This window comes from Amedibacillus sp. YH-ame10 (assembly GCF_053848885.1).
This window is the reverse complement of the sequence record NZ_JBSPFA010000049.1, coordinates 1-13,289: the sequence shown is the minus strand read 5'-3', so window position 1 is coordinate 13,289 and position 13,289 is coordinate 1. Positions and strand designations below refer to the sequence as shown.

Genomic DNA, 13,289 nt, shown 5'->3' with positions numbered 1-13,289 from the left:
TTTGACTCTAACACATTGTTGTTTTCCATAGTTAAATTATACCAAAAAAACACGTCTTCCTCTTATGAGATTGACGTGTTTTTTTATGTTATGGCTGTTTCTTATTCGTTACAGCCTCTTTTTAATACTTGGAGGTGCTGATAAATTCGGATCGGCTATGATAAACTATGTAAAGCACAATGTATTACCGCTTTAAACGGTCGATAATAAGATATGAAATCTGTGATTTTATGTACTTATCTATCAAGAATAAGTTCATTAAGTAAAATCAAAATTACCATCTTTTTTTCATAAAAATAAATCTTTTCAAAATCAATAGGGATATAATTATAATTACTATCATAGAAATGCTCGTGTATATGAAAGAATATAGAGCAACGCTCGTAGTCGAAATTTCAATTTTTATCCATTGGTTGAGAATTACCAATGCTATAATTTCAAGAAGAAATGAAATACTTGCAGATAGACCAGTGATAAGGATTGCACGTTCTATGAAGAATATTCTTACTTTTCTTTTTGTCATACCTAAAGTTGTAAGCAATTCAATTTCTCTTTTATTTTTTATATTATATTGCAACAAGATGTTGTATATAATAAATAAAGTAAGTATCAAAATTGAAAAGTTGAGTACATAAACAAAGATACGAATTGCTCCTGTGTCCCTGTAAAACTGTCCTAGTTCTTCAGTGTTGTCTATTACATATATTTGATCATTCGCATTCGTTTTTGGTATAGAAGATAATTGATTTGTAATATTGATGTGATTTTCACTGTTTATTTCGAGCGTTCCGCTTACCGCAGTATCTGGATATTTCTCCAACCATTCAAGTGTCAAAGCTGGTGGAACTAAAACCATTGCTTCCTGATGATAATCCCTCATAAATTTGTCATCTTCAATAATCAAGTAGCTCATAGTAAAATTATCTATTTCTTCTTGAAAAAGTGTCAAAATATGAATAGCTAGTTCGCCATTTATATTTTCATCATTCTTTCCATGAACAAAAATTGGAATATTGGTATCCTTGATTTTCTGGTTTTTAAGAAATTTATTATACGTTTCCTGATCGACTGAATAAACTGGAAATGTGGTATTGTAACCAATAATCGCATTAGCTTCTACACCATATAAAAGATTACAGGATTTTGCATTATTTATTACACATATTTCTTCTATTTCATTTGTAAAATTAGATATATCATTTTTATCCTTATTTAACAAAGTGAAACTTGCAGAGATATCTGAATCCTGTTGGATATTTGGAACCTTGGAATTTATCCAATAATCTACTATGACTTGTGTTGTTTGAAATAAAACTGAACTTACGATTAAGGTAGCAATGATAAATATAGCGTATCCAGTCCGAATCATTTCTAAACAAACCATTCTAAAAGTAAGTGGTATAAATCGCAATTTTATTGTTTTGAATTTTAATTTCTTTCTCTTTTGTTGTCGATTTGTCCACAATGCAATTATGAAACAGAATAAAAATATAACAAGGGACATAAACAAAAGCGTATATAGATGATTTGTGGTTAATACAAAAGTAAAATCAAAAGACAAATCTAAGTAATTAGCAATCCATGTTCCGCCAAACATGAAAATAAGTCTCCACAATAATATGCTTAGAATTACACTCATTGAAAAGAAAAAACCGCAAACAATAATAAATTCAAAGAAAAGAGATAATATGATTTGTTTTTTTGTTGCACCAAGAGTCGATAATTGATAGAAGTAGGATTGTTTTTTCTTAATATACATACTCAAAGAATTAAAGATAAACAGAAATATACAAATATAAACCAAACCCATGAAAGCAGTGTAAAGAATTTCAAAGGAATCATTGAAATGATACTTAGCATTAATAACTCCATCATTCAATTGATAATATGGTTCCGTCATTGTTTCCGTCATGTTCATAATATGTTGCATTGACGATTGATCTTTTGCATCTGCATAAGCAGTAAATGCATCATGATTATTTTCTAAATATGTGTAAAATGTGATCGTAGGAGTGGGAATATAGTGTTGATAATATCCTGTGATTGTGAAGTTTTTTATTACATTAGACTCATCATGAAAAGCTACTATATTCCCTATTGATAAATTGGATTGTTCCATATATTTTATATCGATTAGAATTTCATGTTCATTTGTTGGGTACATACCTTCGAGAATAATAATCGGGAGATAATCGAAAGTGGAAACAGATTTAAAGTTACTTAAATGGTTTTCTATTTCGTTTGATATGGGAACATATGATAAATAGTTTTCAAACATCTTTATGTCTACATTATTGTCTATAAAGATTTCTTCTGACTCCTCAATCGACTGAGGGGGAAAAGTAAAATCCCATGCACCATAAATTTTTTGGTTCATTTGAAGGCTATAATGTGCATAAGAATCTTTAATAACATAAATTGTTGTTATCAAGCAGGTGGATAGAAATATCACGATAATGAAAGGGATAAACAAAGTTTTGTGTGATTTGATAAACTTCAGTGACAATTTGAGGATGTATTTATAATTCATCTACAATTTCTCCATCTTTCAAATTTATAATTCGGTCCGCTTGGTTTGCTACATACGAATCATGTGTGATAACAACAATAGTTTTCCCTTGCGATTTCATTTGTTTGAATATTTCCATGATATTTATGGTATTATGACTGTCAAGATTTCCGGTTGGTTCATCAGCAAGTATGATATCACAATCGGCTAACATTACTCTTGCAATTGCTACTCTTTGTTGTTGTCCACCAGATAATTCATGGATAAATGAATTTTTATATTTTTCTAAATCTAATTGTTTTAAAATAAAATCTAGATTTTTGTTATCAACTTTTTTACCATCTAGCTCTTTGCTTAACTTAATATTTTCTTCTACTGTAAGAAAAGAGATTAAATTAAAAAATTGATAAATGACGCCAATATCTTTTCTTCTTTTGGTAGTCAATTCATCATTCTTTAGTGTCTTGATGTTAACTTCATCAATAAAACAATCACCTTCATATTGTCGATCGATACCACTGATAATATTGAATAATGTAGTTTTCCCACTACCACTTGATCCGCAAATTGCCACAAACTCATTTTTATCAATATTGAAAGTTACATCATGCAAAGCAATGGTTTTATTGTCATTTTTCCCATAAACTTTTGTTAAATTTTTGACATAAATTTTGTCTTTCATAAGTATAATACCTTTCTGTCTATAATCTTGTTATATAATATATTATACGAAATTATTAGGTGTGATTACAACCTACATGTATTAGCCGTCTTTTTTAGTTTGAAAAGCACTTTTACTGCACTTATTATCTTTTATACGTTTATTGTAAAATATCCACTTTCATAATTTCATGAGACAAGACTTCGATATATAGTAAACTAAGAGTGAGTTTGTTCTCTTTTAAATTTGTAGCTGTATTATCATATTGTAATAAGAGTTAAAAAAGAATACACTTAGAATAGAGAACAGGTTAGGAGAAAATTATTATGAGAAAAGAATTGGGAATGGGATATTGTGGTTTAGTGTGTGCATTTTGTAGTGAAAATGCACAATGTGTTGGTTGTAAAGAAGGTGGCTGTCCTGATAAAGAAAACTGCAAAAACTATCAGTGTTGTACTACAAAAGGATATAATTCTTGTGCTGATTGTTCACAGTTTCCTTGTGAAGATAGTATACTGTTTAAATTACGTGTGCGCACGTTTTGTAAGATTGCCAAAGAAAGTGGAGATGAAAATTTAATACAATGTATAGAAAAGAATCTTGAAAAAGGGATTATATATCATTATCCAAATCAAATTGTAGGGGATTATGATGCTTGTGAAAATGAAAGTGAAATTCGTTCGTTGTTAGAAAAAGGGAAATAGAGTTCTGTTTTATGGTGTTGAAGAATAGACCGTAAATGATGTATGAAAAGGAAATGGGTATTGCTCATTTCCTTTTTGTTTGTTTGAAATGCTAATGGATAGATTAAGTATTTGTCCATGATAGAGTGACAGATACTTGGTATTCGAAAGATTTTGTCATAAATAGAGTGTCAAACTTTAGATTTCCAAAAAAAGTAAGAAAAGGTACAATACAAGTGCAAGGAGAGAATAAAATGGAATTGATAAATGAAAATGATGTAGTGTTTGATTTAAATGTATCGACACAAAAAGAAACATTAAGAGTATTGGCAGAAATGGCATACAAAAATGGTAATGTGGATGATGGTGAAACATTTTATCAGGAATTGTGTAAACGTGAAGAAGAAAGTACGACTGGTTTTGGAAATGGAATTGCAATTCCACATGCTCGTCATGCCTGTGTGAAAAAGGCGGGAATCTTGTTTGTACGTTGTGCGCAGGATATAGAATGGAATTCCATTGATGGAGAACCTGTGCAAGCATGTGTGTGTTTAATTGCACCAGATGATAAAAATGATTTTCATCTAAAAACCTTATCTAAATTCGCAAGACGATTGATTCATGATGAGTTTGTGGATTTATTAAAGAATGCTGATAAGGAAACAGTATTAGCAGAAATCAATGAAATTATAAAGTAAAGAAAGAGAGAGAAGACTATGAGTAAACAATTGAAAATCGTTGCGATTACAAATTGTCCAGCTGGAATTGCGCATACCTATATGGTAGCAGAGGCATTTGAAAAAAGAGCAAGAGAACTAGGACATGAAATTCAAGTAGAAACACAAGGGGCATCTGGAGTAGAAAATGCATTATCACCTGCGAAGATTGCAGAAGCAGATTATGTTATCTTAGCCGTTGGTAAAGGGCTGAGTGAATCTGATCGTACACGTTTTGCGGGGAAAAAAGTAATTAACATTAAAGTGAGCGATGCCTTAAAAGAAGCAAAAACAATTTTTGATCATTTAGAGGAACGTGCAGTTTTACAAGATGGGGATGCATCAGCAAATATAAAATTAGGAAGTCAGAAAAATAATCAGGGTGGAATTATGAGCCACTTGATGGCAGGTATTTCTGCGGCACTACCATTTGTTATTGGTGGGGGTATCTTAGTTGCGATTGCGAATATAATGATGCAATGGGGAATGCCTTATACAAACTTTGAACAAGGTGGCGCAAGTTTTGCGTGGATTATAGAACAAATCGGTTATTTAGGATTCAAGTTTATGATTCCGATTATGGGAGCATATATTGCATATAGTATTGCGGATAAACCTGGGTTAGCACCTGCATTTATTATTACATACTTTGCGAATGATAATAGCATGCTCGGTACAGAATCTGGAGCAGGATTCTTTGGGGCGATCTTCTTTGGTATTAGTATTGGGTATTTCGTAAAATGGATTAAACATTACAATTATCCAAATGCAGTAAAATCATTGATGAACTTGACAGTGATTCCAGCTATTACAATATTTATCTTTGGATTATTAACATTCTATATTGTTGGACCATTCTTAGGTGGTTTAATGACGGTTATGTTGGATTTCTTGAATTCTGTTCCAGCAGAATTTAAATTACCACTTGCTTTCCTAATTGGAGCAATGTTAGCATTTGACATGGGTGGACCTGTTAATAAAATAGCTTGGTTCTTCTGTTTCTCACTGTTGTCAGAAAAGATTTACACATGGTATGCTATCGTTGGTGTTGTTGCTAGTGTTCCACCAGTAGCAGCTGGTATTGCAGCTCTTATTCGTCCAAAATACTTCTCAAAAGAAGAACATGATATGTCTTATTCAGCGATTGTGGTAGGAGCTACGGTAGCAACAGAACCAGCAATTCCTTACGCAATGGCTGATCCACTTCCAATGATTAGTGCAAATACGATTGCTGGAGGTATTACAGGTGTATTAACAATTATGTTAGGTATTGAACGTTTAGCTCCAGGTATTGGTGTATTTGATCCATTATTGGGATTAATGACACCAGGATGGGCTTTCTATGTAGCATATATCTTTGGTGTAGCATTGAATATTCTCTTAATCTTTGTTTTCAAAAACATGCGTATTAAACATGCTGAAAAGAAAGCATTAAAGACAAAATAAAACTTGCAAGAGTGTATCTTAGGATACACTTCTTGCCATATGAAAAGGAGTGAGTCTTATGATCTATGACTTTGATAAAATCATTGATCGTTTGGGGACCTATAGCACACAGTGGGACTATATAGAAGATCGATTTGGAAGAAAGGATTTATTGCCTTTTTCCATATCAGATACAGATTTCGAAGTACCATCTGTTGTGATAGAAGATTTACAAACTTGTATACAACATTCTGTTTTTGGGTATACAAGATGGAATCATGATGATTTTAAAATGCCAATTGTTCATCATTTTCTTAATCGAGGGAATACTCATATAGAAAAGGATTGGATTTTATATAGTCCTAGTGTTATGTATAGTGTTTCTGTGTTATTACGTTTCGTAAGTGAGGTAAACGATGGAGTACTTGTGTTTGATCCTATGTATGATGCTTTCATAAATGTGATAGAGAAAAATGAAAGAAGATTACTTCCCTGTGCATTGTGTAGGGATCATCATTTTTCTATTGATTGGGAAGATTTTGAACATAAGGCTAAACAAGCTAAGGTATTTCTTCTTTGTTCTCCACATAATCCAACAGGTCGCGTGTTTACACTAGAAGAGCATAAGAAGATGATTTCCATATGTAAAGCACACAAAGTTTTTATTATCAGCGATGAAATCCATAGTGATGTTGTATTGCATGGGTCAAAGCATGTTCCAGTTCTTCATTTTTATCAGGAGTATGATAAAATGGCTCTTGTATCAAGTTCTTCAAAGACATTCAATACACCTGCTTTAGGTGGATCTTATGCTATGGTACCTAATAAGGATTTATATGATTCTTTTTTACTACAGACAAGGCAAAAAGATTTTGTAAACTCTGCTAATATAATGGGGATGAAGGCACTCATGTGTGCATATCAAAATGCTCAAGATTATATCGATCAATTGATATCTTATATTGAAGGCAATATGAAAATGATAGAAGATTTTATGAAGAAAGAATTTCCAATGATTCGGTTCTGTTGTCCACAAGCTACTTATCTTGCATGGATTGATGTACGTGAACTTCCTTATTCATCAGCGAGCATTCAAAAAGCTCTTGTAGAAGTTGGTAAGGTAGGAATCATGGCTGGAGAAGTGTATGGGGAAAATGGAAAAGGGTATTTACGACTAAATGCAGGTTGCCCTAGAAGTAAACTCAAAGAGGGATTAGAGCGCTTCAAAAAAGCAATGCTTGCATTAAATGAGGGAATTATATGCTAAATGAACGCCAGTACCTGATTATGGACTTGTTAGTAAAGACTAATAAATCCATCAATACAGAAGATATTTCTAAAATTGTTGTGAAATCAAAGCGTACGATTATGCGTGATCTTTCTAGTATCAAGTTATTTCTAGAAGCAAATCATATTGGAGAATTAATCTCTAGTGTCGAACGTCAGGGATACCGTATTAAAATTGATGATGAAGCAAAATATGAAGACTATATGAAGAAAAGCATTCGTGATGAAGAATTGATCTTATATGAACTCATCAATGAAGAATATGTTACGATAGAACGACTTTCTGATCTTCTTTATGTATCCAAAATAACCGCATCTGAAAAGATGAATGTCATTAAAGAAAACTACGGAGATATTTTACAAATTGAAATTTCTCATAAAGGACATCATTTAAAAGAACCACTTTATAAAAAATGTGTACTTGTAAGTAATTTGATTGATCAAAATACAAAATATTATTTAGACAAAGCAGAAATCGATATTCACTCTTATGAACTATTATCTTCACAAATAGAGCACTCTTCTGTTATTAATGAATATTTTCCAAATGTCTTACCTCAACAAATAGCGAATATTTTTATTGCGGCTTTATTGATGCAATATGTCAAAGATGAAGATAGCAATGAAGACTTCAAAAGCTTATATACCAACAGTGGAATACAACCAACTAGACAAGCCATTTATATTTTAAATCAAATTAGTGATCATTGTATCGAAATGAATCTAAGTTTGACAGACAAGCAAATACAACAAGCATTGTCGATGATTGAAGAAGAAAATTCTATACGTTTTGAGGAAGAAGAACTGAAAAACCAGTTGTATCTACACTTAAAACGCATTTTGTGTTACTCCAGTTATGTACGCACAAAAGAAATTCACAACATCGCAAATATCAAAGCTTTATATCCATTCTCCTTTGATTTAAGTATTTTGTTTATTAATTTAATGCAAAAACTGTATGGGTATCAAATCCCTAATCGTGATTTAATTGGACTTTATTTTGCGGTTAGTATGGATAAGCGAAAGAAGAAAAAACACGCTATATATGTTTATTCTAATATGAATTCCATTGCAAGTATCAACAAGCAATTGTTAGAGGCAAGTCTTAGTAACTGTGAAGTTATGATTGTAGATCATCTTGATGAACAACAGGTAGAAGATGCGACTTTGATTATCAACGGTACACAAGAAACATTAGCCCATGTGGAACAAGTTTATTGTACTGAAAGTATTTTAAGTGATAAAGATATCGTTGAGATACGTAACCTCATTGAGAATATTTCAATCAATAAAAATATTCGAAGTGTATTTCCTAAAGAATATAGCTTTACATATGAGGTGAAAGAAAAGGAACATTGGGATGAAGTTATACGTAATATTACGCAACGTTTAGCAACTTCTCTTGTTATCTCAACACAAGAAGCCACACGTATCATTGAAAGAGAAAGGAGCGGAAACTCGTTGATTATTGGAAACTATTCCATCCCACATTGTATAAGTAATAAGGAAGATTTTTGTTTATCCATTTATGTTCATTTAAGCAAACCAGTATTCGTAGAAAGTAGTACTGTATCCCATGTACTTATTACGTTAATGAACCCTTCTATGAATAACAACCTAAATATATTTAAATATTTATATCGTTACTTGAATAATCATGAGCAAGAATTGCAAAACATTACTTCTTATGAAGAATTTGTGCAATTTATCTAGAGGTTGTTATGAAAAATGAAGTTATAGAAACGTTCTTAGATTTGGTTAAAATAAGTTCTCCATCACGAAAAGAGCGAGTACTTGCGGATTATATAAAAGATAGATTACAAGCGATTGATGTTGAAATTATGGAAGATGACTGTGCTAAGAAAATTAATGGAAATTGTGGCAATTTGATTGTGCATATAGTAGGGAATGGAAAACCAATTCTATTTGATGCTCATATGGATACCGTTATGCCATGTGAAGAAATACATCCTAGAATACATCAAGATTGTATTTCGTCTGATGGAACAAGTGTATTAGGCGCTGATGATAAAGTTGGTATTGCCACAATGCTATGCCTGATAGAGACCATTAAAAAAGAGGACATACCTCATCCAGAATTGTTCTTTGTGTTTAGTGTTTGCGAAGAAGATGGATTACAAGGAGTTAAGCATATCGATAAACGTCTATTTAAGGATGTTGCATGTGCTTATGTACTAGATGGAGAAGGTGTTGTTGGGACAGTGGTCGATAGAACCCCACACGGATGTAAAGGGACCTTGTCTGTGATTGGTAAAGAAGCACATGCGGGTGTGTGTCCAGAGCAAGGAATTAATGCTTTGAAAGTTGCAAGTGAAGCCATAGCAAAACTTCCAATGGGACGAATCCATCCATACTTAACATCAAACATCGGTAAAATAGAGGGTGGAACTGCACGTAATGTTGTAATGGGAAAGGTATCAATGGAGTTTGAAGCAAGGGGATATCATCGAAAAGAATTAGAAAAATATGTCACGTATGTAAAAAGAACATTTCATGAAGTATGCGATCAATATCATGCACAGTTTCAAGAAGATATAAAATTTGGAACACCAGGGTATACCATAGAGGAAGATGACACGTTTTGGGATGAGTTTGAACAAATTTGTAAACGATGTGGAAAGACGATGATAAAGGAATCCTGTGGCGGAGGAAGTAATGCGAATGTATATCGAATGCATGGCATTAAATCTCTTTGTTTGGGTACCAATATGAAAGAAGTCCATTCTCTTAATGAGCATATAGGGGTACAGGATATAATCGATCTTTATGAATTGTTGTTGAGTATCTGTAGGTATAAAGCTACGTAGTACTAATATTGTGATGATATAGTTTGTAACCTAGTCAAAATACGTTGTATAATAAAGACAACAAAAGGAGGGTATTATGGATAATTTTGTATATTCGATTCCGACCACTATTTATTTTGGTGAGGGACAGGTTAAACATATTGGGGAGATTGTTTCTCAGTATGGAAAAAAGGTTTTGATTGTATATGGTGGAGGTAGTATCAAGCGTAATGGACTTTATGATGAAGTTACAGGTATATTGAAAGGAATGGGAATTACCTATCATGAGCTATCTGGTGTAGAACCAAACCCTAGACTTACTACGGTGAGAAAAGGGGTTGAGATTTGTCGTAAGGAACAGATTGATGTTGTGTTGCCAATTGGTGGAGGTTCTACTATTGATTGTGCAAAGGTAATTGCTGGAGCTGTTACATATGCTGGCGATCCATGGGACATTGTATTGGACGCAACAAAAGTGAAGAGTGTTTTACCAATCGTTACAATTCTTACACTTTCCGCAACTGGTACTGAAATGGATACATTTGCTGTTATTAGTAATATGGAAACAAACGATAAAATAGGAACAGGACATGAAGGAATGCGTCCAAAAGCATCGATTCTTGATCCTACATATACGTTCAGTGTTCCTGCAAACCAAACAGCAGCAGGAACTGCCGATATCATGTCTCATATATTTGAAAGTTATTTCTCAAATATTCCAAGCTATATGTTGGACCGCAGTGCAGAAGCATTGTTGAAGACATGCATCAAATATGGTGTAATTGCGATTAAGGAACCAAATAACTATGAAGCACGAGCAAACTTAATGTGGGCTAGTAGTTGGGCAATTAACGACTTTATCAAACTTGGAAAACCAGTAGCTTGGAGTGTTCACCCTATGGAACATCAACTAAGCGCTTATTATGATATTACACACGGTGTAGGTTTAGCAATTCTTACTCCACACTGGATGGAATATGTATTGAATGATGAAACTGTTGAAAAATTTAAAGAGTATGGTGTAAATGTTTGGGGAATCAATGAAACTAAAGATCCTTTCGAAATTGCACATGAAGCTATTCAAAAAACAAAAGAGTATTTTGTAGAGATGGGTATACCAACCACACTTCGTGAAGTCGGTATCATGGATGAAGAATTCTTCGAAGTGATGGCAGAAAAAGCAAGTGCTGGTTTAGAAGCAGCGTATGTACCATTAACAAAAGAAGCTATCATAGAAATTTATAGAAAAGCTTTATAAGCGGGAATTTCCCGCTTTTTATATATAAAGAATGTATAAATTCCAATTCTTGTGACTGTACCTTTACCTACAGATATGGTATAGTAAATACAATTTAAAGCGAGGGATACAGATGAAAAAATTATATTCATTTTTGATACCGGCATATGTTATTGTGATTGCGGTTATGTACTATGTGATGTTGCCACCAATGAATTGGCACGCACCAGAATTTTGGAGTTTTTTGGTTTTCTCAGTAGGACCTTTGTTGGTCGTGTTGATCTTTCTATCTTTTACCAAACGAAATTTGGATCAAGTGGTCAATGTGTCCTTACAAAGTTTGTTTAAGAAGAAAGCAAAGACTCAAGTTCATTTAACAAAAGAAGATCAGATGTGGTCAAAGATATGTAAAATCTGCATAGGATTGATTGTGGTTATAATTGGATTCCCAGTGATTTCTACCGCAATCTCTTCTAGACTATTTAATGCACAAGAATATTCTGAACGTATTAAAATCAAAGATGTAGATTTTAAAGAAATACCAGAAGTAGATTTTGAGAAGACTCCAATTATTGATCGTGATAGCTCTATTCGCTTAGGTGATAAAGTTATGGGAAACATGACAGAGTGGGTTTCTCAGTTTGATGTAAGTACGGAATATACACAAGTATCTTATGAAGATAGTGTGTATCGTGTAACACCTCTTACTTACAATGGATTTATCAAATATTTTAGAAATAAAGATGGTGGTATTCCTGCCTATATTACAGTGGATAGTACGGATGGTGCTACCAAACTTGTAAAACTAAAAGACTTAGGGTTGAAGGGTATGAAATACGTACCTTCTGCTTATTTTAATGAGAATTTAAATCGTCATTTACGTTTTGCATATCCTACAGAAATCTTTGGTTCACCTTCATTTGAAATCGATGAAAAAGGACGTCCTTGGTATATATGTACAACCTATACTTACAAAGGTGTAGGAAATAAAAAGAGTGTAACAGGAGCTATTTTCCTTGATCCAATCACTGGGAAAAGTAAGAAATACGATACTGGAAAGATACCTACTTGGGCAGATCGTGTATTCCCAGAGGATATGATTGTAGAAGAACTGGATGATAATGGAAAATTACAAGATGGCTATTGGAACTCAGTTTTCGGACAAAATGGTGTAACACAAACTTCAGAAGGATATAACTATCTTGAAAAAGAAGGCGATATCTGGTTGTATACAGGAATTACTTCAGCGAATGCAGATGAATCAAATGTTGGATTTGCATTGGTAAATTTACGTACACATGAAGCTATGAAGATAAAGACTGCAGGTGCTAATGAAATGAGCGCGATGAAGAGTGCAGAATCAGAAGTTAAGAACTATGGTTATGCATCTACCTTCCCATTGTTAATCAACATCAAAGGAAATCCAATCTATCTAATGTCTTTAAAAGATAATGGATTGATTAAAATGTATGCGGCGGTATCTGCGATTGATTATCAAAAAGTTGCGACAGTATATAGTGATGAAGGATTGGATTTATTGTCTAAGAAAATGTTAAACATATTAGGGAACAGTGGAGAAGAGGTAAGTAAAGAAAGCTTGAAAACTTCTGAAATTACAGTTTCTAATATAGAGAAGTTAAACGTAGATGGAAATACAATCTATTATATACAAGGCAGTGATAACAATGCGTATAAGATTCCATTTGCTACAAAATATGAAAATGAATTAGCGTTCTTGAAAATAGGTGATGTATTAAATATCACGTATATTGATACAGAAGGCGTGAAAACGATTAAAGATATCAAACAATAAGGAAAAGTGAGGTCAATTGTGATCTCGCTTTTTTCGTGTGCCGGGCATGGCATACATCTAAGTGGTGAAAGTCCACTGTGGAGGTTTAGTCGCTAACCACTAGTCGAAGACAAGGGTGTCCATCGTGAGATGGAATCTGAAGGAAGTCCTA

10 protein-coding genes are annotated in these 13,289 nt (G+C 33.0%); 8 read left to right on the top strand and 2 right to left on the bottom strand.

Annotated elements, in window-relative coordinates:
- Window positions 1–274 precede the first annotated feature (274 nt).
- The gene (locus ACWG42_RS14380; RefSeq protein WP_455793258.1) at window positions 275–2,377 is read right to left on the bottom strand and encodes an FtsX-like permease family protein; all 2,103 of its coding nucleotides are present in this window, start codon (window positions 2,375–2,377) and stop codon (window positions 275–277) included.
- Window positions 2,378–2,519: 142 nt separating this feature from the next.
- Window positions 2,520–3,191, bottom strand: coding sequence for an ABC transporter ATP-binding protein (locus ACWG42_RS14375; RefSeq protein ID WP_455793257.1), 672 nt, complete (start codon window positions 3,189–3,191; stop codon window positions 2,520–2,522).
- 305 nt (window positions 3,192–3,496) lie between these two features.
- On the opposite strand from ACWG42_RS14375, the gene ACWG42_RS14370 reads away from it, so the two are divergent.
- From ACWG42_RS14370 to ACWG42_RS14335, 8 genes are all read left to right on the top strand, one after another.
- Window positions 3,497–3,874 (top strand): DUF3795 domain-containing protein, encoded by a 378-nt coding sequence (locus tag ACWG42_RS14370; RefSeq protein ID WP_455793256.1) that lies wholly within the window; start codon window positions 3,497–3,499, stop codon window positions 3,872–3,874.
- A gap of 233 nt (window positions 3,875–4,107) precedes the next feature.
- On the top strand, window positions 4,108–4,551 hold the full coding sequence (locus ACWG42_RS14365; RefSeq protein WP_455793255.1) for a PTS fructose transporter subunit IIA: 444 nt from the start codon (window positions 4,108–4,110) through the stop codon (window positions 4,549–4,551).
- An 18-nt stretch (window positions 4,552–4,569) separates the two neighbouring features.
- Window positions 4,570–6,015 carry a fructose-specific PTS transporter subunit EIIC gene (locus tag ACWG42_RS14360; RefSeq protein WP_455793254.1) on the top strand — a complete coding sequence of 482 codons (1,446 nt, stop codon included), beginning with the start codon at window positions 4,570–4,572 and terminating at the stop codon, window positions 6,013–6,015.
- Between the two features lie 58 nt (window positions 6,016–6,073).
- Window positions 6,074–7,261, top strand: coding sequence for a MalY/PatB family protein (locus tag ACWG42_RS14355; RefSeq protein WP_455793253.1), 1,188 nt, complete (start codon window positions 6,074–6,076; stop codon window positions 7,259–7,261).
- Complete coding sequence (locus ACWG42_RS14350; RefSeq protein ID WP_455793252.1) at window positions 7,255–8,994, top strand: PTS sugar transporter subunit IIA; 1,740 nt, start codon at window positions 7,255–7,257, stop codon at window positions 8,992–8,994. The genes ACWG42_RS14355 and ACWG42_RS14350 overlap by 7 nt, the downstream gene beginning before the upstream one ends.
- Window positions 8,995–9,002: 8 nt before the next feature.
- Entirely contained in the window at window positions 9,003–10,109 is a 1,107-nt protein-coding gene (locus tag ACWG42_RS14345) for a M20/M25/M40 family metallo-hydrolase (protein WP_455793251.1), read from the top strand.
- Window positions 10,110–10,185: 76 nt separating this feature from the next.
- Window positions 10,186–11,346, top strand: a complete 1,161-nt coding sequence (locus ACWG42_RS14340; RefSeq protein WP_455793250.1) for an iron-containing alcohol dehydrogenase — start codon at window positions 10,186–10,188, stop codon at window positions 11,344–11,346.
- Between the two features lie 112 nt (window positions 11,347–11,458).
- Window positions 11,459–13,138, top strand: a complete 1,680-nt coding sequence (locus ACWG42_RS14335) for a hypothetical protein (protein ID WP_455793249.1) — start codon at window positions 11,459–11,461, stop codon at window positions 13,136–13,138.
- Window positions 13,139–13,289 lie beyond the last annotated feature (151 nt).